This window comes from Gibbsiella quercinecans (genome assembly GCF_002291425.1).
GTDB lineage: Bacteria > Pseudomonadota > Gammaproteobacteria > Enterobacterales > Enterobacteriaceae > Gibbsiella > Gibbsiella quercinecans.
The window spans coordinates 2834140-2855245 of sequence record NZ_CP014136.1; the positions used below are offsets into that span (position 1 = coordinate 2834140).

Here is a 21106-nt window from a genome sequence, read left to right on the forward strand (position 1 = left end):
CAATAAAAAAGGGCCAGCTTGCTGGCCCTTTTGCACATTATTGCCTGTTAGAACAGCTCATGGCTTTCGCCGCCGGGATCGGTCAGCGTGGTGCCGGCATCGTGCGTCGGGTACTCCGTTGGCTGGGTGCCTTCGATAAAGTACTCGGAACGGCTGCCGCCGCCGCCGTTAGAGAGTTTGCCGCTGCTCTTGTCGATGGTGACGCTGATAATGCCTGGCGGCGGCGTAACTTTCTGCTCCGGAATGCCTTCCAGCGCGACTTTCATAAAGTCATCCCATGCCGGCTGGGCGCTTTTCGCCCCGCCTTCACCGCCGGCGATCTGATCTTCAATCGCGCCGGACGATGACGAACGGCCCAGGTTACGCCGGTGATCGTCAAAACCAATCCATACAGAAGTGGCCGTTTCGGGGCCATAGCCAGAGAACCAGGCGTCTTTGGAACTGTTGGTGGTGCCGGTCTTGCCGCCGATATCATGGCGCTTCAGATCGCGCCCAGCACGCCAGCCCGTCCCCATCCAACCCGGCTCGCCGAAGACGTTGCTGTTCAGCGCATCGTGCATCAGGAATGCCAGCGGGGTGCTGATCACGTGCGGCGCGTACTGCTGATCGCCATCCTGCTGCAGTTGCGCCGGGGTAACCTGTTCAAGCTGCGGCATGGGCACGCTGTTGTTGCTCTCTTGCGAGACCGCCACGTTTTCCACGTTGTCGTCGGACAGCACCGCAGAGCGGTGGGTATCGCCGTAAATCACCGGCAGGTTGCAACTTTCACAGACAATTTTGGGCTTGGCTTCAAACACCGCATTGCCGCTTTCGTCTTCAATCCGGGTGATAAAGTAAGGATCAACCAGGTAGCCGCCGTTGGCGAACACGGCATAACCGCGCACCACTTGTAGCGGGGTGAAGGAGGCCGAGCCCAACGCCAGCGATTCGGAGTGCACGATATTCTGCGCCGGGAAACCAAAGCGCTGCAGGTATTCCGCCGCATAATCGATGCCCATGGCGCGCATGGCGCGGACCATCATCACGTTTTTGGATTGCCCCAGGCCCTGGCGCAGGCGCAGCGGGCCGTCGTAGGTCGGCGGTGAGTTTTTCGGCCGCCAGTCGGTGCCGGCGCCGGCATCCCAACGGGTGATCGGCAGATCGTTCAGGATAGAGGCCAGGGTCAGCCCTTTATCCATTGCCGCGGTGTACAGGAACGGCTTGATATTGGAGCCCACCTGGCGCAGCGCCTGGGTCACGCGGTTGAACTTGCTCTGGTTGAAATCAAAACCGCCCACCAGCGCTTTAATGGCGCCGTCGTTCGGGTTGATAGACACCAGCGCTGAGTTGACGTCCGGCACTTGTGCCAGCCACCAGTCTTCGTTCACTTTGCGCACCCACACTTGCTGGCCGGCCTGTACCACATCGGTCACCCGTTTTGGCGTCGGGCCTTGCAGATTGTCGGATTTGTACGGCCGTGCCCAGCGCATACCGGCCATCGGCAAGGCGACGCTGCTGCCGTCGGCCAGCATGGCGGTGGCCTGTTCGGCATTGGCATCGGTGATCACCGCGGGCGCCAGTGGGCCATAGTTAGGCAGATTCTTTAATGAATCAACAATCTGCTTCTGGTTCCAGGCCGCTTCACCCACCTTCCACAGCACGTTGGACGGGCCGCGGTAGCCGTGGCGCATATCGTAGTTCAATACGTTATTGCGCACCGATTCTTGCGCCGCCAACTGCAACTTTTTGGTGATGGTGGTGTGAACCTTGTACCCATCGGTATAGGCGTTTTCACCATAGCGCTTGATCATCTCCTGGCGCACCATTTCGGCAAGATATGGCGCAGAGAAGCTGATTTCCGGGGCGTGGTAGTTGGCGACCAGCGGCTCGCTGCGCGCCTGATCGAACTGCGCCTGAGTGATGTAGTGCTCGTCCAGCATGCGCGAGAGCACCACATTACGCCGGGCCACGGCGCGATCGTGGGAGTAGAGCGGGTTATACAGCGACGGGGCTTTTGGCAGGCCGGCAATGGTCGCCATTTCGCTCAGCGTTAACTGGCTGACGTCTTTGCCGAAGTAGACCTGTGCCGCAGCGCCAACGCCATAGGCGCGGTAACCGAGATAAATCTTGTTGAGATACAGTTCCAGAATTTCATCTTTGGACAGCATCTGTTCGATGCGCACAGCCAGGAAGGCTTCCTTGATTTTACGCATCAGCGTGCGTTCCGGGCTGAGGAAGAAGTTTCTCGCCAACTGTTGGGTTATGGTGCTCGCCCCTTGCGATGCGTGGCCAGAGACCAACGCGATCGAAGCCGCACGGAAAATACCCACCGGATCGACACCGTGGTGTTCATAGAAACGGCTGTCTTCGGTGGCGATGAATGCGTGCACCATCACCGGCGGAACTTGCGCTAACTGTAGAGGAATACGGCGTTTTTCACCATATTGGGCGATCAGTTCGCCATCGGCGCTGTAAACCTGCATCGGGATTTGCAGCCGCACATCTTTCAGCGTTGCGACGTCGGGCAGCTGTGGCTCGACATATTTGTACAAGCCAAAAATCGAGGCTGCTCCCAGCACGATGCAACACACTGCAAGGATTAAAAAATACTTTACGAACTTCACCTTAAATTTCCCATTTCATGTCATTTGGGCAGTTTATAAACAACCGCGCAGTAGTATAAAGGCAAGCCTGCGACATGGATATGTTCTTTTATCATCTTGGCTACATGGAGGGCGGCGAAATGCGGTTGTCTCAAGTATGGCAGGTGGGGCTGGATATACAGCAAAACAGCGTGTGCGCCCTGGCGGCTTTGCGGCGGCGCGGTGGTTGGCAACTGCGCCACTGGTGGCAGCAACCGTTACCGCAGCCGGTGTTGCGCGATGGTTATCTCGACCATCCGCAGGTGCTTATCGCGGCGCTTCGGCAATGGCGGGTGCGGTTGCCAAAACATATTTCGTTACGCATTGCTTTGCCTGCCCAGCGCATTTTGCAGCAAGCCATGCCGGTGCCGGATGCGCGTCTGCGTGAGCCAATGCGCCATGACTATATTACCGCGCAAGGGGGCAAGCGTTTTCCGCTCGATCGCGAAATGCTCGCCCTGGATTATCGCCCGGCGGCGGCCCAGGCAACGTCACTCCTGCTGACGGCGGCACGCCAGCAGGAGTTGCAGCAGTGGTTGCATTGCCTGCAGGCGGCGGGGCTGCACCCTGATGTGGTGGATATTACGCCCTGTGCGCTCGCCAGCGTGGCGGCCGCCTGCGGGCTGGCCCCGGAGGCAGGTCTGCTGCATCACCTGGAACAGGCGTGGTTATGGGTGGGGCCGCGCAGTGCACCTTTTACCTATGGCGTGCTGCGGGCCAGCGAGTGCCATCACGCGGAGCAGGCGTTGGCGGTGGTGCGTGAGCACTGCCCCGCGCTTGGGGAAAAAGAGGTGTATTACAGCAGTATGTTGGCGGAAGGTCTGCCCGAAGGGGCGGTGTCCTGGTCGCCTTTTACCGCCTTTGCGCAGCTGTCGCCGCCGCTGCCGGCCCTTACCGGCGCATTTGTGTTGGCCGCCGGGCTGGCGCTGCGCGAGGAGGATAGCTGATGTTTCGGGTGAACTTTCTGCCGTGGCGTGCGCGGGCGCAATGGCAGCGTTATCGTTTCTGGCGCGCGGTTTTTGCTGGCCAAGGGGTTTCGGCGCTGGTGGCCGGCATCGCATTATTTGCCTTTTTGCACCAGCAACAGGTGCAGCAGGGCAAGGCGCTGGCACTGTTGGCGCAGCATAAAAGCGAACTGGTGCAGCGCTATCAACAGGTTCAACAGGCTATGTCGCGCTTAGCGCAGCAGGCTGCTCGCGCGGCGCAGTTGGCGCGCAATGGCGAACAAAACCGGCGCTATCTGCAACTGCTGCAGCATTGTTCCACGCTGGCGCCCACACCGTTATGGCTGGTGGCGCTGGAAGGGAGCCCCCAGGGGCTGGTGCTGCGTGGCATGAGCCACCGCTATTTAGCCATTGCACAGTTTGGCCACAAATTAGCCGCTCTATCCTTGCTGCAACAGCAACGCCTGGAAGAGGTGGTGCAACGTGACGATGGGCCGCTGTCATTTACGCTGAAGGCGCAATGGAGCGGGAATGGATAAGCCTTTACCCCTTTGGCTGCATTCCTGGTTGGCGCGGTCTGGGTGGCAGTGGCTGATTGTGCAATGGGGGCTGCTTGGCCTCTGCCTGTTGCCGGGCGCATTGATGCTGCGCAATGAATGGCTGGCGTGCCGCGAACAGCAGGCGCAGCAGCGGCAACTGGCTACGCAGCTTAGCGAATTGCGCCAGCAATTGGCGCCGTTGCCCACGTTGGCCGAGCTGGAAGCCCGCTTGCAATCATCGGCGGAACAGGGCGCGCCTGCCGATGTGGGCGAGTTGTTGCAAGACGCAGGCGGCACCCTGCAACGCTGGCAGCGGGGGGAGCCGGGCCGGCAACGTCTGCATTTGTTGATCGATTATTCCGGCTTGTTGCAACTGCTGGAAAACATCCCGGTGCAGTGGGGGATTGGCCAATTAACCATACAGGCGCATGGCGATGAACTGGCGGTACAGATGCTGCTGCAGGAAAACCTCGGGGAGCCGCATGATTAATCGCCTTGGGTTAGGGTTGCTGATGGCGCTCTGGGCATGGCCTGCGGTTGCCGCAAATGTGCGCAACCCGTTCCAACCGCCGCCGGTGGCAGTGTGTGAGCAAACCGGTAGCGCCCTGCAAGGTTGGCAATTAAAAGGGATTATCGGCAATGATGCCGCGCGCCATGCCTGGCTCGTGGCGCCCGATATGGGCTGGATCCGCCTGGTGCCGGCACAAATGCTGTTAGCCGGTCGCTGGCAGGTGCAGGCGATCGAACGGCGCCAGATCGCGCTGGGCCCTGCTACGGTAGAGGCCGCCTGCGCGCCTGCACCTGCCGGCGTGGTTTTGGCGCTGGGCAAATAATAAGGAAAGAAACATCGATGAAAGGATTCGCTTGGGCAGCCATGCTGCTATGGAGCCTGTGCGCGCCGGCCATGGCGGTGGTGCGGGAAGATATGCCCATCTCCATGGCGTTCCAGGATGCTCCGGTTAGTGTGGTGTTGCAGGCGTTGGCCGATTTCCAGCAGTTGAATCTGGTGACGGCGCAGGGTGTGGCCGGAAATTTGACGTTGCGGCTGGACAACGTGCCCTGGCAGCAGGCGCTGGCCGTCATTTTACGGATGGGCAAGTTGAGCATGACGATGGATGGCAATGTCATGATGGTGCTTCCCGAGCCGGATGAGCAGGAAAAACTACGCCGGGCACAGGCCGCGGTGCTGCAGCAACCGTTGCAAAGCGTAGCGTTGGCGCTGAACCATGCCGATGCGGAACACATCGCCCAAAGCCTTAATGCCCAGCGTGGCACGTTACTGAGCGAGCGGGGCAGCGTGCTGGTGGATAAACGCACCAATACGCTGATGATCCGCGATACGCCGCCAAGGCTGGCGGTATTAAAACACTGGGTTGTTGCGATGGACGCGCCGCTTGAACAGGTTCAACTGGCCGCGCATATTGTGACTATCAGCAGTGATAGCCTGCGGGCGTTGGGCGTGCGCTGGGGCCTGGCCGCCGATGAGCGCCCGGCGAAAACCCTGCGTATCGACAGCTTCAACGTTGGGCTGCCGTTGGATTACAGCGCCGCCAACGTCGGGTTTCACCTGGCCCGTATCAGCGGGCGTTTGCTGGACCTGGAGCTCACCGCGCTTGAGCAGGAAAATGAGGTGGAGATCATCGCCAGCCCCCGGTTGTTGACGGCCAACCAGCAAACGGCGAGCATCAAGCAGGGCACTGAGATCCCCTATGCGGTGTCCAGCGGCGCCAGTGGCGCAACGTCGATCGAGTTTAGGGAAGCGGTGTTGGGGATGGAGGTCACGCCCAAAATCTTGCCAAATGGCCGTATCACTCTCACGTTACAAATCAGCCAAAACATGCCTGGCCGTTCTATCGCGCAGGCCGAGGGTGAAATATTGACGATCGACAAACAGGAGATCAAAACCCAGGTCACGGTAAAAAATGGCGAAACCATCGTGCTGGGGGGAATATTCCAGCGGGAGAACGCCAAAACCGCCGAAAAGGTACCGCTTCTTGGGGATGTGCCCTTATTGGGCGGTTTGTTCCGGCAGAGCACTCGGCAGCATAAAAAGCGTGAACTGGTGATCTTCATTACGCCGACGCTGATCAAGACATGAAGCGCTAAAAGTTGATACAGAGATACACTTTTTTCTCGCCAGAGGGGCATCTGCGTTTGACGCTGCGGCCGATTTAGCTTACAAGGGTTACCGAATTAGGCTCCGGGGTTTTTTTTATTAATGCCAAGACGCCGTTAAAAACATATGGTTTCCCTCCCGCGGCGTGGGCAGCAATTTATTCGGTTGCCAAACTACCAAGAGTGTTGAGATAATTTTCCGTCTGATCTCGCACTATCGCTCATGAGGTTTCAGTTTAGGTCCCGCCGCTAATTTGATTGGCGGGGCGGGTTATCATTAACGAATTGTCTTAGTAATACCGAAAAACATGGCAGAGAAACGCAATATCTTTCTGGTTGGGCCTATGGGTGCTGGCAAAAGCACTATTGGCCGTCAGTTAGCTCAGCAACTCAATATGGAGTTCTTCGACTCCGATCAAGAAATTGAGCGACGTACCGGAGCTGACGTGGGCTGGGTATTCGACGTAGAAGGCGAAGATGGCTTCCGCGATCGTGAAGAAAAAGTCATTAATGAACTGACGGAAAAACAAGGGATTGTGTTGGCGACCGGCGGGGGCTCGGTAAAGTCGCGTGAAACGCGTAACCGCCTGTCGGCTCGGGGCGTCGTGGTCTATTTAGAAACCACTATAGAGAAGCAGTTGGCGCGCACCCAGCGCGATAAAAAACGCCCGCTGTTGCAGGTGGATGCTCCTCCGCGTGAAGTACTGGAAGCGTTGGCGAAAGAGCGTAATCCGTTGTACGAAGAAATTGCGGATGTGACTATCCGCACCGACGATCAAAGCGCTAAAGTGGTTGCCAACCAGATCATTAATCTGCTGGAAAGCAACTGATTGCGGTTTCCGCATTAGCTCCTGGCTAATGCGGTAAGACTGATTGTATTCCTTGTCAGGGCAGGGAAAAAAAGAGGGCACTGGGCGGGCATGGAGAGAATTACCGTAACGCTTGGGGAGCGCAGCTACCCGATTACCATTGATGCCGGGTTGTTTAACGATCCGGCTTCTTTTATGCCGCTGAAGGCGGGTGAACAAGCGATGCTAGTCACCAACGAAACCTTGGCGCCGCTGTATCTGGCACGCGTTCGGCGCGTGCTGGAGCAGGCAGGGGTAATAGTGGATCAGGTGATTTTACCTGATGGTGAGCAGTACAAATCTCTTGCCGTGCTCGAACAGGTGTTCTCGGCGTTGCTGGAAAAACCCCACGGTCGTGATACCACGCTGGTTGCCCTTGGCGGCGGCGTGATTGGCGATCTGGCGGGGTTTGCCGCGGCGAGCTACCAGCGCGGCGTGCGTTTTATTCAGGTGCCCACCTCACTGCTCGCGCAGGTTGATTCCTCCGTTGGTGGCAAAACGGCCGTCAACCACCCCTTGGGTAAAAACATGATTGGCGCGTTCTATCAGCCAGCCTCGGTGGTGGTGGATCTGGATTGCCTGCAAACCCTGCCCGCGCGCGAATTATCCTCCGGTCTGGCTGAAGTGATCAAATACGGGATTATTCTTGATGCGGATTTCTTCGTCTGGCTGGAAAATAACATTGATGCGCTAAGAGCGCTGGATATGGATGCCCTAGGGTACTGTATCCGCCGCTGCTGCGAACTGAAAGCCGAGGTGGTGGCCGCTGATGAACGCGAAAGCGGGCAGCGCGCGTTGCTAAACCTGGGCCATACCTACGGCCATGCTATCGAAGCGGAAATGGGCTATGGTGTATGGTTGCACGGCGAGGGTGTGGCTGCCGGCATGGTGATGGCCGCGCAAGCCGCCCGGCGCCTTGGCCAATTTTCCGCTCAAAACGTGGAGCGTATTAAGGCATTGTTGGTGCGTGCTGGGCTGCCAGTTACCGGGCCGCAGGAAATGGCGCCGCAAGCTTATCTGCCGCATATGATGCGTGATAAGAAAGTGCTGGCGGGTGAGCTGCGGCTGGTGTTGCCGAAAGCCATTGGTGAAGCGGAAGTCCGCGGCGGTGTGGCGCATGACCTTGTGCTGGCTTCGATCGCTGATTGCCTGCCGCAGTAGAATAAATGAAAAAATTTAGCTAATTAACAGTGGCTTAGAGCTGATTTGCATCTATATTAATTAAGGTGCGGAGGGGTTTTGCCCATTGTTACTATTTCAGGTTAATGAGCTCTTGGCGCATCATATCGGCGTGGCGGGCTTTTACCTCTAGTTGGAGGGTTTCAGATGGATGAATTTAAACCGGAAGACGATTTAAGACCAGACAGCAGCGATCGCCCCACGCGTTCGCGCAAGCCGGCGCCATCAGGGCCGCGTTTCGCTGTTTCACGCCAGCATCTGATGATCGGCATAGGCATTCTGGTGCTGTTGTTGATTGTGATTGGTATCGGCGCCGCGCTGAAGGCCCCCACCAAGCATGAGGCAAATCAGGCGCAGCCTGGCGCATCCCGCGACATTAACCTGGCGGGATCATCTTCGCTGACCACCGCGAATGAGGGGGTTCCCGGCGGCACAACGGATACCCATGACGCGAATGGCGTCAGCACGTCCTCCCAGCCGCAGAATATCAGCGTGCCGCCGATCGCCAGCACCCCGACGGAAGCTCAGCCTCTTCCCCCACAGGGCGGTGCGCAGCAGCGCGTCGAACTGCCGGGCAACATGACCGATGCTCTGTCCCAGCAGCAAGGGGCGGTTGATAGCGCGGCGCAAGGTGCCGTTTCCACGCTGCCGACCGCACCGGCGACGGTGATGAGCGGTGCCGCCGCGCGTGAAGCCACGCGCCCTGTTCATAGCAATGTGCCGCCACAGCCGCACAAGGCGCCGGCGAAGCCTGCCGGCAAGCCAGCGCAGGCCGCTGCGCTGCATCGGGCACCGGCAACGGTGGCGAATGCTCCAGCGCCAGTCCGTAAGCCGGTGCCTACGGCTGCCAGCACTGGCGGTAATGGTACGATCCAGTCCGCCCCAGGCAGCCACTTTACCCTGCAACTGAGCAGTGCATCACGCTCTGATACGCTGAACGCTTTTGCTCGCCAGCAGAAGCTGAAAAACTATCTGGTGTATGAAACCCAGCGTAATGGTAAACCGTGGTATGTGTTGGTGAACGGTGTCTATGCTTCTTCTGCGGATGCGAAGCGCGCTGTTGCGGCGCTGCCGGCGGATGTTCAGGCCCAAAAACCCTGGGCGCGGCCAATACGTCAGGTGCAGCAAGACATTAAAAAATAAATCATTTAACTTTGTGCGCTGATGTGCTGTCTGAAACAGAGTACAATCCGCCGCTCTGAATTCAATAAGTAGCTAACGACGGCATGAAGAAAAACCGCGCTTTTTTAAAATGGGCTGGTGGTAAATACCCGCTGGTGGACGAGATACGTCGTCACCTGCCAGCGGGGGACTGCTTAATCGAGCCTTTCGTGGGTGCGGGTTCAGTATTCCTCAATACGGATTACGAGTCCTACATTCTCGCCGACATCAACAGCGATCTTATCAACCTGTATAACATCGTTAAGCAGCGCACCGATGATTTTGTGCGCGATGCCCGCATCCTGTTCACCGACGAATTCAACAACGCCGATCAATTTTATCTGCTGCGCCAGGAGTTTAATGCGAGCCGTGAGCCTTACCAGCGCGCTCTGTTGTTTCTGTACCTGAACCGTCATTGTTACAACGGCCTCTGCCGGTATAATCTTAGCGGCGAATTTAACGTGCCGTTCGGGCGTTATAAAAAGCCCTACTTCCCAGAGGAAGAGCTGTACTGGTTCGCGGAGAAATCAAGCAACGCCACTTTTGTCTGTGAGCATTACCGCGATACCATGTTGAAAGCGGCATCGGGCGCCGTGGTGTATTGCGATCCGCCCTATGCGCCGCTTTCGGCGACGGCCAACTTTACGGCTTATCACACCAACAGTTTCAGCATTGCCGATCAGCAAGGCTTGGCGCAAATTGCGCACCAGCTGGCGGTGGAAAGCCAAGTGCCGGTGCTGATATCCAACCATGATACCGAACTGACGCGCGACTGGTATCAGCATGCCTCGTTGTTTGTGGTGAAGGCGCGCCGCACCATTAGCCGCAATATACTTGGCCGCAGCAAAGTGAACGAACTTTTGGCGTTGTATCGATAATCTGGATCACGATCCATGGCGGGGCACCGCCCGTAAAGCCCCGGCATAGACAACCTCAAACCCTATGTTTGGAGAAGCGGATGAAACAGTTTTTGATTGCCCCATCCATCCTGTCAGCGGACTTCGCCCGTTTAGGTGAGGACACCGCCAAGGTTTTGGCCGCCGGCGGCGATGTGGTGCACTTTGACGTGATGGACAATCACTACGTGCCAAATCTAACCATTGGCCCGATGGTGTGCCAGGCGCTGCGTGATTACGGCATCACCGCACCGATCGACGTGCACCTGATGGTGAAGCCGGTTGACCGTATCGTGCCGGATTTCGCCAAGGCCGGTGCCAGCTATATCTCCTTTCATCCCGAAGCCTCTGAGCATGTCGATCGTACCCTGCAACTGATTAAAGAACAGGGCTGCAAAGCCGGGCTGGTGTTCAACCCGGCCACCCCGCTGAGCTATCTGGATTACGTGATGGATAAGGTCGATGTGATCCTGCTGATGTCCGTTAACCCCGGCTTTGGCGGCCAGTCATTTATCCCGGCCACGCTGGATAAGCTGCGCCAGGTGCGCAAACTGATCGACGCCAGCGGCCGTGATATTCGCCTGGAAGTGGATGGCGGGGTAAAAGTGGAGAATATCGGCGCAATTGCGGCGGCGGGCGCGGATATGTTCGTTGCCGGCTCGGCGATTTTCGGCAAGCCGGACTATCGCGCCGTTATCGACCAAATGCGCAGCGAACTGGCGAAGGTGACCCATGGCTGATTTCAGCGCTGTTCGCGCTCTGGCTTTTGATCTTGATGGCACGCTGGTTGATAGCGTGCCGGGGCTGGCGGCGGCGCTCGATCGGGCTTTAGTGGAAATGGGCCTGCCGGCGGCTGGGGAAGCGCACGTGAGCACCTGGATCGGCAACGGTGCCGATATGCTGGTGCAGCGTGCGTTGCACTGGGCCGGGGCGGAAGCGACCCCGGCCTTGTGCCAGCAAACGCGCGGGCGGTTCGACCATTTCTATGCGCAAACCGTTGATAGCGGCAGCCGGCTGTTCCCGCAGGTGCGCGAAACGCTGAAGCAGCTTGTCGCGCACGGTTACCCATTGGCGCTGGTGACCAACAAGCCGACGCCGTTCGTGGCGCCGCTGCTGGCTGCCCTGGGGATTGCCGCCGATTTCATCCTGGTGATCGGCGCTGACGATGTGGTGGCGAAAAAGCCACACCCGGCGCCGCTGTATCTGGTGCTCGGCAAGTTGGGCCTGCGGACCCACGAGTTGCTGTTTGTCGGTGATTCACGTAATGATATTCAGGCAGCGCAGGCGGCGGGTTGCCCCTGCGTCGGTTTGACATACGGTTATAACTACGGTGAAGCGATTGCCTTAAGCCAGCCTGATCTGGTGTTGGAACGCTTTGCCGATTTGTTGCCCGCTCTTGGGCTGTCATCTTTAGAGAATCAGGAAATTTAAACATGAGTAAGCCCATCGTATTTAGCGGCGCGCAGCCGTCTGGCGAACTGACCATTGGCAACTACATGGGTGCGCTGCGTCAGTGGGTCCAGATGCAGGATGAATATGACTGCATCTACTGTATCGTCGATTTGCACGCGATCACCGTGCGTCAGGACGCAGAAAAGCTGCGCAAGGCCACGCTGGATACGCTGGCGTTGTATCTGGCTTGCGGTATCGATCCGCAGAAAAGCACGATCTTTGTGCAGTCGCACGTGCCGGAACACACCCAACTGAGCTGGGTGCTGAACTGCTACACCTATTTCGGCGAGCTGAGCCGCATGACCCAGTTCAAGGATAAATCCGCCCGTTACGCGGAAAATATCAACGCCGGCCTGTTTGACTATCCGGTGCTGATGGCGGCGGATATTCTGCTGTATCAAACCAACCAGGTGCCGGTAGGCGAAGACCAGAAACAGCATCTGGAGCTGAGCCGTGATGTGGCTGGCCGCTTTAACGCCATTTATGGCGACATCTTCCGGGTGCCAGAGCCGTTTATTCCGAAATCCGGCGCGCGCGTGATGTCGCTGCAGGATCCGACCAAGAAGATGTCCAAGTCGGACGATAACCGCAACAACGTGATCGGCCTACTGGAAGATCCGAAAGCGGTGACCAAGAAAATTAAGCGTGCGATGACCGACTCCGACGAGCCGCCGGTCATCCGCTACGATTTGGCGAACAAAGCGGGTGTCTCTAACCTGTTGGATATTCTCTCCGGCGTAACCGGCAAAAGTATCGTTGAACTGGAAGCCGAGTTTGAAGGCCAAATGTATGGCCACCTGAAAGGCGCGGTTGCCGAGGCGGTTTCCGGCATGCTGTCTGAGCTGCAGGAGCGCTATCACCGCTTCCGCAACGATGAAGCCTTCCTGCAGCAGGTGATGCGCGACGGCGCCGCTAAAGCCCGCGCCCGCGCGCAGGAAACGCTGGCGCAGGTCTATCAGGCCGTGGGCTTTGTAGCGCACCCCTGATTCATCGTTGTAAGCGCCGGCAGGCATTGGCTTGCCGGCGTACCGTTCTTTCCCCGGCGCCTTGCCCGTTTACTGCACGCCCTGCCGTTGCGATAGCGCATCCATGTTAACCGTTTGCTGCAGCTGCGCCTGGGTAGTAAACCAGTTCAGCTTGCTGCGCAGGCTGACCACGCTGCCGACAACGATCAGGCTGGGGCTGGCCGCCTGGCGTGCCAGGATGGCCAATTGGCCAAGTTGCCCCTCAATCACCCGCTGGCGGCAGGACGTGCCGTTTTCTACCAGCGCTACCGGCATGGTGGTGCTCATACCGTGCGCCAACAACTGGCATTGAATTTCCTCCGCCTGCGTCAGCCCCATATAAAACACCAGCGTCTGCTGCTCTTTGGCGAGCGTGCCCCAGGGCAGGCTGCCGCCCGTTTTGGCATGCCCGGTGATCAGGCGCACGCTCTGGGCATGATCGCGGTGGGTCAGCGGGATGCCGCTGTAAGCCGAGCAGCCTGAGGCGGCGGTAATGCCCGGCACCACGGAGAAGGGGATGTTGGCCGCCGCCAGCGCTTCCAGCTCCTCCCCGCCGCGGCCGAAGATAAACGGATCGCCGCCTTTCAGGCGCACCACGCGCTTGCCCGCCTGCGCCTGCGTGAGCAGGATCTGGTTAATTTGCTGCTGCGGCACGCAGTGGTGGCCGGCGCGCTTGCCGACGAAAATACGCTCGGCGTCACGGCGCATCAGCGCCATGACGCCTTCTGATACCAGCCGATCGTAGACCACCACGTCGGCCTGCTGCAGTTCTTGCAACCCCTTGAGCGTCAACAGCCCCGCATCACCGGGTCCGGCGCCGACCAAGGTAACTTCCCCACGGGCCGCCAGCGGCTGGCTGAACAGCGCCTCAACCTGTTGCTCTACTTGGTCAGTGTCCTGATTGGCGAGCGCCTGTGCCAGCCGGTGGTGGGCGAACAACTTTTCCCAAAAGCGGCGGCGGGCGCCAGGTTCGGCAAAATGCCTTTTCACCCGTTGGCGCAGCGCGCCGCCGAGTGCAGCCAGCTTGCCCAGATGCTGCGGCAGCATGGCTTCCAGTTTTTCGCGCAGCAGGCGCGCCAGCACCGGCGCTTTGCCGCCGGAAGAAACGGCCACCATCAGCGGGGAGCGATCGATAATCGACGGCATGATAAAGCTGGCGCGTTTCGGATCGTCCACCACGTTGCAGAAGATCCGCTGTTGGTTGGCGCACTGATAGACCAGCGCGTTGACTTCAACCCGATCGGTGGCGGCGATCGCCAGCCACTTATCCGCCAGCAGATCGGCATGGAAGGGGCCGCTGACCAGCGTTAACCGGCCCTGTGCCGCCCATGTGTGAAACTGCGGGCTAAAGGCGCAGGCGTTGACCGTCAGCGCCGCACCGGCATCCAGCAACAGGCGCGCTTTGCGTTCGGCAACCTCACCGCCGCCCACCAGCAGGCAGGGCTTGTGTTGCAGTTGGCAGAAAATAGGCAGGTAGTCCATCGATCATCCTCGGGGTTAGTCGGCCGCCCTATTACGCGGTTTGGCGTGCGGGGGCCTTGTCTGCCCGTGGGCGTTGGGCGCGCGGCGTGGCGTACCAGTAGCCCAATCCCATAAACACGGCGCCGGCCAGCGTATTGCCCAGCGTTACCCAGAGCAGGTTATGCCCGATGCCGCCGAGCGTGTAGGCATCGCTGTGGTGGCCGAACCAGGAGAGGGCAAACAGCGTCATGTTGGCGACGGAGTGCTCGTAGCCCGAGGCGATAAACGCCAACAGGCACCACCAGATGGCCAGGAATTTGGCCGCGCCTTCTACGCGCAGCGCCATCCAGAGCGCCAGGCACACCAGCCAGTTGCACAGTGCGCCCTTGAAAAACAGCACGCTGGCCGGCGCGGTGGTTTTCGCCAGCGCCGCAGTGTGCAGCAGGCTGGTATCGACGGGCAGCAGGCTGCCGCCGCCGTAGTTATACAGCAGCGCCACGAACACCGAGCCGATCAGATTGCCGAGCCAGGTTTGCGGCAGTACGGCCCACATCTGGCCGGGGCGGATGGCGCCGGTCTTGACCCCAAAGGTCAGGAACATGGTGTGGCCGGTGAACAGTTCGGAGCCGGCGATCACCACCAGCGTCAGCGCGATGCCGAAGGTGGCTCCCATCACCAGCGGCCGCAGGGCCGGATCCAGCAGATTGCCGAGGGTGAATATCAGGATGATAGCCAGGCCGACATAGGCCCCGGCCATGGCCGAACTGATCCAAAAGCCCAACGGGTTTTCTTTGGCCAGCTTAACGATGCGCGCTGCATTGGCGGCGCATTTATTGATGGTGTCGGTGAACATACGTGATCCCAAAGGTTAATAATACAAAGGTTATGCGGCGATCTGCACCATGCCGTTGGCCACCCGGCTGGCAAAGCTGGGCACCGAACGGCTTTCATCCTCGAGACAAAAACCGTCATTCAGACGGAAATGCTGTTTTTTCAGTGGGCTGGCGACCCACAGTTCGCCCTGGTGTTCGGCGATCAGGCCGCGGGAAAGCACGCTGGCCTGGGCGAAGGGATCGATATTGCTGATGGCGAACACTTGTTCCTCCGCCGTGGGGCGGAATATCGCCACCTGTTGGCTGCCAATCAGGGCGCAGACGCCGGTGCCGGGCAGGATATCGGCGAGCGGGCAAACGGTAATCCACTGGCTCATGCGTTGTTCTCCTCGGTTGCAAGCCACTTCACGGGGATGCGCTCATCCGGGCGCGCCGGGCGGTGCTGTTCGCGCTCCGCGACCATCTGCACGTTGGGATCGCGTCGGCCGCTGTTGATAAAGTGGGCGAAACGCAACTGCGCCTGTGGGTGCTCGACGGTTTCTTTCCACTCGCAGCGGAAGGCGGCGCGCAGGGTGGTGATATCGGCTTCCAGCTGCGCGTTGATACCCAGCTTATCGTCGATGACGACGCTGCGTAGGTAGTCGATGCCGCCCTCCAGGTTGTCCAGCCAGACGGAGGTGCGTTGCAGCTTATCGGCGGTGCGGATATAAAACATCATGAAGCGGTCCAGATAGCGTACCAGGGTTTCGCGATCCAGATCGGCCGCCAGCAGATCGGCATGGCGTGGCTTCATGCCGCCGTTGCCGCATACGTAGAGGTTCCAGCCGTTTTCGGTCGCGATCACGCCAACGTCTTTGCCCTGCGCTTCGGCGCATTCGCGGGTGCAGCCGGAGACGCCAAACTTCATTTTGTGCGGCGTGCGGATGCCTTTGTAACGGTGTTCCAGCGTCACGCCAAAGCCAACGCTGTCGCCAACGCCATAGCGGCACCAGGTGCTGCCGACGCAGGTTTTCGCCATGCGCAACGCTTTGGCGTAGGCATGGCCGGTTTCAAAGCCGGCGGCGATCAGTTTTTCCCAGATGGCCGGCAGATCGTCCTTTTGCGCGCCAAACATGGCGATACGCTGTGAGCCGGTGATCTTGGTGTACAGGCCGTATTCCTTGGCGATCTGCCCGATAGCCAGCAGCCCTTCCGGGGTTATCTCCCCGCCGGCGGAACGTGGGATCACCGAATAAGTACCGTCTTTCTGGATGTTGCCGAGGAAATTGTCGTTGGTATCCTGCAACGGCGTGAGCTGCGGGTTGAGCACATACTCATTCCAGCAGGATGCCAGCAGCGAGCCGACGGTGGGTTTGCACACTTCGCAGCCGTAGCCGCTGCCGTATTTGGCCAGCAATTCTTCGAACGACTTGATGCCTTCCACACGGATCAGGTGGTACAACTCCTGGCGCGAATAGGCGAAGTGTTCGCACAGGTGGTTGTTGACTTCAATGCCCTGTTTGCTGAGTTCGGCATTCAGCACTTGGGTAATCAGCGGGATGCAGCCGCCGCAGCCGGTGCCGGCTTTGGTTTGCGCCTTGATGGCGGCCACGGTATGGCAGCCCATGTTCACCGCGTTAATGATATCGCCCTTGCTGACGTCAAAGCAGGAACAGATTTGGGCGGTTTCCGGCAGGGAATCCACGCCGATGGCCGGCTTGCTGCCGGCGTGCGCCGGCAGGATCAGGCTGTCCGGGTGTTCCGGCAGTTCGATAGCATTCAGCGCCAGTTGCAACAGGTTGCCGTAGTCGCTGGTGTCGCCGACCAGCACCGCGCCGAGCAGGGTTTTATTGTCGGCGCTGACCACCAGCCGCTTGTAGACTTCCTGGCTTTCGTCGAGGTAGACATAGCTGCGCGCGCCTTCAGTGCGGCCGTGGGCGTCGCCGATGCCGCCGACGTCTACGCCCAGTAGCTTCAGTTTTGCGCTCATGTCGGCGCCTTCGAAGGCGTTTTCACGCCCCAGCAGATGATCGGCCACCACCTGCGCCATCTTGTAGCCCGGCGCCACCAGGCCGAAGGTGCGTTCGTTCCACGAGGCGCATTCGCCGATGGCATAGACGTCCGGATCCGAGGTTTGGCACCGATCGTCGATCACGATGCCGCCGCGGCGCGCGGTGGCCAGCCCACACTGGTGCGCCAGCTTGTCCTGCGCGCGGATGCCGGTGGAGAAGACGATGAAATCGACTTCCAGCGCCGTGCCGTCGGCAAACTGCATGGTTTTGCGCGCGTTCTGCCCGTGGTGGATGATTTCCTGGGTATTTTTGCCGGTGTGTACTTTCACCCCCATGCGCTCAATCTTGCGGCGCAGCTGATCGCCACCCATCGGATCGAGCTGTTCGGCCATCAACACCGGCGCAAATTCAATCACATGGGTTTCCACCCCCAGGCTTTTTAGCGCGCCGGCGGCTTCCAGCCCCAACAGGCCGCCGCCGACCACCGCGCCGCGTTGGCTACGGCGGGCGCAGGCTTCAATGGCGTTCAGATCTTCAATGGTGCGGTACACAAAGCAGTCCTGGCCCTCTGAGCCCTTAATCGGTGGCACCCATGGGTAAGAGCCGGTGGCGACGATCAGCTTGTCGTAGAACACCGTGCGCCCGGTGTTTGAGTGTATGACCTTTTCGGTGCGGTTAATGGTGATGGCGCGTTCGCCCACCAGCACCGTTACCCCGTGTTTTTCATAAAAGCCTTCGCGCACCAGCGAAAGCTCTTCGGCGGTATGGTGGGAGAAATAGGAAGAAAGGTGCACGCGATCGTAAGCGACGCGCGGTTCTTCACAGAACACGGTGATCGCAAACTGGTCTTTGTCTGCTTTCTCTAACAGATCTTCGATAAACCGGTGGCCGACCATGCCATTGCCGATGACGGCAAGCTTGACTTTGCTCATTTTTGCCTCAATTTTTTCATTTTCTTGCCTTACCTTATTCTTCCCCGATAGCGGTTTATTGATACAAATCAAGCACGCTTCCATATACCTCCAAGGTGTTATATGGATGATTTTAAAAGATATTTTATAAGTTGTGGTTTTTATTCAACTTTAGCTGAAACGTTGCAGTTAATGAGAAAAACACGCATTTGGCGGAAAAGTGAGGCCAGTGTGGCGTAAGCCACTTTGTCAGTAGCCTATCGCCCCCGTATGATGGAGAAAACGGTGTGGCAGATCAGAGGTGAAAGGTGGCGAACAATCCCGTGAAGTTTATCGATAACCTGCGCCTGAGCGGGCATGAGGGGCTGTGGCAACTGGCGATTGATCAGGGGCGCATTGCCCACATTATCCCGCAGCCGGAAGGGCAGGAGTGGCGCAGCGACGTGCTGGACGCCGAAGGGGGCCTGGCGTTGCCGGCGTTTATCGAGCCGCACATCCACCTGGATACCACCCAGACCGCCGGGCAGCCGGCGTGGAACCAGTCCGGCACGCTGTTTGAAGGCATTGAACGCTGGGCGGAGCGCAAGGCGCAGTTAACCCATGAAGACGTTAAGCAGCGCGCCTGGCAAACGCTGAAATGGCAGATTGCCAACGGCGTGCAGTACGTACGCACCCACGTTGACGTCTCCGATCCCACGTTGACCGCGCTGCGCGCCATGCTGGAGGTGAAACAGGAGGTGGCGCCTTGGGTCACGATGCAGATTGTCGCCTTCCCGCAGGAGGGGATACTGTCATACCCCGACGGCGAGGCGCTCCTGGAAGAGGCGCTGCGGCTGGGGGCCGATGTGGTTGGCGCTATCCCGCACTTTGAATTTACGCGTGAATATGGTGTGGAGTCGCTGCATAAGGCGTTTGCGCTGGCCGATAAATACCAGCGGCTGGTGGATGTGCACTGCGACGAGATCGACGATGAGCAATCACGTTTTGTCGAAACCGTCGCGGCGCTGGCCCTGAAGCTGGGCATGGGCGATAAGGTGACGGCCAGCCATACCACCGCGATGCATTCCTATAACGGCGCCTATACCTCGCGGCTGTTCCGGCTGTTGAAAATGTCCGGCATCAACTTTGTTGCCAACCCGCTGGTGAACATTCATCTGCAGGGGCGCTTTGACAGCTATCCGAAGCGGCGCGGCGTTACCCGGGTGAAAGAGATGCTGGACGCCGGCATTAACGTCTGCTTTGGCCATGACGATGTGTTCGATCCCTGGTACCCGCTCGGCACCGCCAACATGCTGCAGGTGCTGCACATGGGCCTGCATATTTGCCAACTGATGGGCTACGGCCAGATTGACGATGGCCTGAAGCTTATCACCACCCACAGTGCGCGTACGCTGCATCTTGATGATTACGGGCTGGCGGCGGGCAACAGCGCCAACCTGGTGATCCTGCCGGCAGAGAGCGGCTTTGATGCGGTGCGCCGCCAAACGCCGGTGCGCTATTCGATTCGCCGCGGGGCCGTGATTGCCGAAACCCGGCCGGCGCAAACCACGCTGCACTTGGCGCAGGATGAGCAGGTGGATTTCCGCCGCTAAGCCGGTAGGGTGTAAAAGGAAATAGCTGGTAGGGATAAAACAACAGGGCGCCAAGGCGCCCTGTTTCATATGGCGGTAAACCGCAATCAGCGGGTTACGTGGCCGTGGCTGCGGTGTTTGGTGACAAAGCCAAGCAGCAGGCACATCACGAATACCGCCAGATACAGCCCGTTGGCGGTCACCAGCGCGGCATGGGCTCCGCCTTGTGCCACGATCGGCCCAGTCACGATAAAGGTCAGCATGGTGCCGACGGTGCCGCAGGTCAGGATAAAGTTCACCAGCTTCGGTGAGGAAACTTTGGTTTGCAGCGAACCCAGGGTAATCAGCGTGGTGTAGATCGCGCTGGAGATAAAGCCCAGGCCCATGATGAAGTAGCCCAGGTGTTCCGGGTTATCAGTGCTGACAAACAGGTACATGGCCCCCGTCGCCAGGGCTGCCAGCACGGTAACAATGCGCTGCAGATCGAAAAAGCGCAGGATAAAGCTGAACACCCACATGCCCACCATGTAAGAAGTCCAGAAATCGCTGACCAGCTTGCCGGCCTGGCCAATATCCATACCGAAAGATTTGGTGGCGTATTCCGGCACCCACTGGATAAAGCCCAGTTGGCCCAGAATGTAGCACAGCGCGGCGATCGCCAGGAACAGCACGCCAACACCCCATTTTTCTTTGACTACCGGCTCACCGCTGGCTGGGCTTTTGTTGCCCAACACCGGGAATTCAGAATACAGCGTCAGGATAAAGATCGCCACGTACAGCAGACCGATACAGGCGTAGACCCAATACCAGCCGATATGGCGCGCCAACAGCATGGCGGCGACAATCGGGAAAATCATCCCGGCCATACTGAAGAAGGAGTCGGTGAACAGCAGGCGGGAACCACGCTGGCGGCCGGCATACATATGGGTAATCAGGAAGGTGCCGATCGACATAGTGATACCGCTGACCACGCCGAGCACAAACATGCACAGGGAGAACACGGCCAGACTTTTACCGACCATCAGCCCGGCAACGGCCAACACCATCAGAATAAAGCCGAAGATGAGCTGGCGTTTCAACGGGATGATTTCCATCAGCCAGGCGTTCAGGAAGATAGCAATCAAGATGCCGGCGTTAAGGAAAGTAAAGGTATTACTCATGCTGGAAATCGGCAGATTAAAGTATTCTGCAATATTTCCCATCACCATCCCTGTGACGATAACTAAGGCACCGGTCAGCGCGTAAGAAAAAAAACTGATCCAGGTTAGCCGGATGCGGTTGCTGTTATTCATTGAATATGAGCCCGATATGTCTGTTGAGGTTCAGAGCGCTGCCCAACAGACCTTTTATTACCACAGCTCGGAAATATTAGCGCCTGTATGCACAGCGCATACACAAAGCCCCGACGGGGGCCCGCAATAAAATTGCCGCAGCAAACAAGGCTATTGGAAGGCTCTTACAAACTGGCATTAAGGCCGCAGATTTTCCCCTACAGGCGGAAAATCTCCACACGGCCCCCAGGCTAGGAATCCTAACATAGCTAACCGTCTTTTTTGTGATTACTATCTATTTTTGATGCA

General features: G+C 58.6%; 19 protein-coding genes. 13 read left to right on the forward strand and 6 right to left on the reverse strand.

The features are described from left to right. Nucleotides 1-47: 47 nt before the first annotated feature. Nucleotides 48-2603, reverse strand: a complete 2556-nt coding sequence (gene mrcA, locus ACN28Q_RS13085; protein ID WP_095846743.1) for a peptidoglycan glycosyltransferase/peptidoglycan DD-transpeptidase MrcA — start codon at nt 2601-2603, stop codon at nt 48-50. Nucleotides 2604-2683: 80 nt separating this feature from the next. Here mrcA and pilM point away from each other — a divergent pair, with 80 nt between their 5' ends. From pilM to trpS, 12 genes are all read left to right on the forward strand, one after another. Further along, nucleotides 2684-3568, forward strand: coding sequence for a type IV pilus biogenesis protein PilM (pilM, locus tag ACN28Q_RS13090; RefSeq protein WP_230469479.1), 885 nt, complete (start codon nt 2684-2686; stop codon nt 3566-3568). Then, nucleotides 3568-4104 (forward strand): PilN domain-containing protein, encoded by a 537-nt coding sequence (locus tag ACN28Q_RS13095; protein ID WP_095846745.1) that lies wholly within the window; start codon nt 3568-3570, stop codon nt 4102-4104. The genes pilM and ACN28Q_RS13095 overlap by 1 nt, the downstream gene beginning before the upstream one ends. Further along, a complete protein-coding gene (locus ACN28Q_RS13100) occupies nt 4097-4594 on the forward strand; it encodes a hypothetical protein (RefSeq protein WP_095846746.1) in 498 nt (165 codons plus the stop codon). Before ACN28Q_RS13095 ends, ACN28Q_RS13100 begins: the two co-directional genes overlap by 8 nt. Further along, nucleotides 4587-4937, forward strand: coding sequence for a DNA utilization family protein (locus ACN28Q_RS13105; RefSeq protein WP_095846747.1), 351 nt, complete (start codon nt 4587-4589; stop codon nt 4935-4937). Before ACN28Q_RS13100 ends, ACN28Q_RS13105 begins: the two co-directional genes overlap by 8 nt. Before the next feature lie 17 nt (nt 4938-4954). Further along, the gene (hofQ, locus tag ACN28Q_RS13110; protein ID WP_095846748.1) at nt 4955-6202 is read left to right on the forward strand and encodes a DNA uptake porin HofQ; all 1248 of its coding nucleotides are present in this window, start codon (nt 4955-4957) and stop codon (nt 6200-6202) included. Between the two features lie 325 nt (nt 6203-6527). Further along, entirely contained in the window at nt 6528-7049 is a 522-nt protein-coding gene (gene aroK / locus ACN28Q_RS13115) for a shikimate kinase AroK (RefSeq protein WP_095846749.1), read from the forward strand. A gap of 90 nt (nt 7050-7139) precedes the next feature. After that, nucleotides 7140-8228, forward strand: a complete 1089-nt coding sequence (gene aroB, locus ACN28Q_RS13120; protein WP_095846750.1) for a 3-dehydroquinate synthase — start codon at nt 7140-7142, stop codon at nt 8226-8228. Between the two features lie 165 nt (nt 8229-8393). After that, the gene (locus ACN28Q_RS13125; RefSeq protein WP_095846751.1) at nt 8394-9389 is read left to right on the forward strand and encodes an SPOR domain-containing protein; all 996 of its coding nucleotides are present in this window, start codon (nt 8394-8396) and stop codon (nt 9387-9389) included. A gap of 83 nt (nt 9390-9472) precedes the next feature. Continuing rightward, entirely contained in the window at nt 9473-10285 is an 813-nt protein-coding gene (gene dam / locus ACN28Q_RS13130) for an adenine-specific DNA-methyltransferase (RefSeq protein ID WP_095846752.1), read from the forward strand. Nucleotides 10286-10365: 80 nt separating this feature from the next. Next, entirely contained in the window at nt 10366-11043 is a 678-nt protein-coding gene (gene rpe / locus ACN28Q_RS13135; protein ID WP_095846753.1) for a ribulose-phosphate 3-epimerase, read from the forward strand. Further along, on the forward strand, nt 11036-11734 hold the full coding sequence (locus tag ACN28Q_RS13140; RefSeq protein WP_095846754.1) for a phosphoglycolate phosphatase: 699 nt from the start codon (nt 11036-11038) through the stop codon (nt 11732-11734). Before rpe ends, ACN28Q_RS13140 begins: the two co-directional genes overlap by 8 nt. A gap of 2 nt (nt 11735-11736) precedes the next feature. Continuing rightward, nucleotides 11737-12741, forward strand: a complete 1005-nt coding sequence (trpS, locus tag ACN28Q_RS13145) for a tryptophan--tRNA ligase (protein WP_095846755.1) — start codon at nt 11737-11739, stop codon at nt 12739-12741. A 69-nt stretch (nt 12742-12810) separates the two neighbouring features. Here the strand turns inward: trpS and cysG are convergent, their stop codons facing one another. From cysG to nirB, 4 genes are read right to left on the reverse strand one after another with little or no spacing between them, the layout of a single operon-like run. Further along, a complete protein-coding gene (gene cysG / locus ACN28Q_RS13150) occupies nt 12811-14241 on the reverse strand; it encodes a siroheme synthase CysG (protein WP_095846756.1) in 1431 nt (476 codons plus the stop codon). A 31-nt stretch (nt 14242-14272) separates the two neighbouring features. After that, nucleotides 14273-15073, reverse strand: a complete 801-nt coding sequence (nirC, locus tag ACN28Q_RS13155; RefSeq protein WP_095846757.1) for a nitrite transporter NirC — start codon at nt 15071-15073, stop codon at nt 14273-14275. 30 nt (nt 15074-15103) lie between these two features. Further along, complete coding sequence (gene nirD / locus ACN28Q_RS13160) at nt 15104-15430, reverse strand: nitrite reductase small subunit NirD (RefSeq protein ID WP_095846758.1); 327 nt, start codon at nt 15428-15430, stop codon at nt 15104-15106. Continuing rightward, complete coding sequence (nirB, locus tag ACN28Q_RS13165; RefSeq protein ID WP_095849024.1) at nt 15427-17976, reverse strand: nitrite reductase large subunit NirB; 2550 nt, start codon at nt 17974-17976, stop codon at nt 15427-15429. Before nirB ends, nirD begins: the two co-directional genes overlap by 4 nt. Nucleotides 17977-18278: 302 nt before the next feature. On the opposite strand from nirB, the gene ACN28Q_RS13170 reads away from it, so the two are divergent. Further along, nucleotides 18279-19547: a cytosine deaminase gene (locus ACN28Q_RS13170; protein ID WP_269467123.1), complete on the forward strand. Its 1269-nt coding sequence runs from the start codon at nt 18279-18281 to the stop codon at nt 19545-19547. Nucleotides 19548-19633: 86 nt separating this feature from the next. Here the strand turns inward: ACN28Q_RS13170 and tsgA are convergent, their stop codons facing one another. After that, entirely contained in the window at nt 19634-20818 is a 1185-nt protein-coding gene (tsgA, locus tag ACN28Q_RS13175) for an MFS transporter TsgA (protein WP_095846760.1), read from the reverse strand. Nucleotides 20819-21106: the final 288 nt, after the last annotated feature.